The organism is Microvirga tunisiensis (assembly GCF_009296175.1).
GTDB lineage: Bacteria > Pseudomonadota > Alphaproteobacteria > Rhizobiales > Beijerinckiaceae > Microvirga > Microvirga tunisiensis.
Genome location: NZ_VOSK01000975.1, coordinates 1 through 597, shown reverse-complemented (window position 1 = coordinate 597; position 597 = coordinate 1). Strand labels below are relative to the sequence as shown.

The following is a 597-nucleotide window of genomic DNA, read 5'->3' as shown; positions in this document are numbered from 1 at the left end:
TACCGACATACAGATAGCGGCCATCCGGTGTGAAGCAGACCGGCTCCGGTAAACTGCCCACCTCGATATCCTTCAGGCGCACCACCTGCTTGCCATCAATCTTCAGGATCGTGACCGTACCGGCGGGGTTGTAGAAATAGGCCGTCTTGGCCGAGTTACCGCCACGCAGGATTGCGGTGGCTGCAAGATTGCCTGTCGGGCTGATTGCTAAGCCTTCGGGGCCGTCCCCCACGACCACACGGTCCACAATGCGGGGAGGGGTAGCCTCCAGGTCAACAACGCTCACCATGTCAACGCTGCCGTCCGAGGCTCCGGCATTGCCGTTGTCCGCCGTGAGGGCGATCTGGCCCGACGGCGCTACTGCGACATTGTAGGGCCAGGGTCCGGTCGGCAGATCGAGCTTGTTGTAGGTGAGCTTGCCATCCTGAATTTCAATTACCGAAACCTTGTGGCTCGCGAACTTGACCGCAAGCGCCCTGCGACCGTCCGGAGTAAACGCGACAGCGGCCACCTGATCAGCCGGCGACCCGAGTGCGACGGTGTCGGTCATGGTCACCTGTGTCCCCCTGATCGACAGCAGGCTCACAGTCCCATCAC

At 61.6% G+C, this 597-nt stretch carries 1 protein-coding gene; it reads right to left on the bottom strand.

Going from position 1 to position 597, the window contains the following annotated elements:
- Positions 1–550 (bottom strand): YncE family protein (locus FS320_RS44810; RefSeq protein ID WP_425294316.1); only part of this gene is annotated, 550 nt, incomplete at its 3' end.
- Between the last annotated feature and the right edge of the window lie 47 nt (positions 551–597).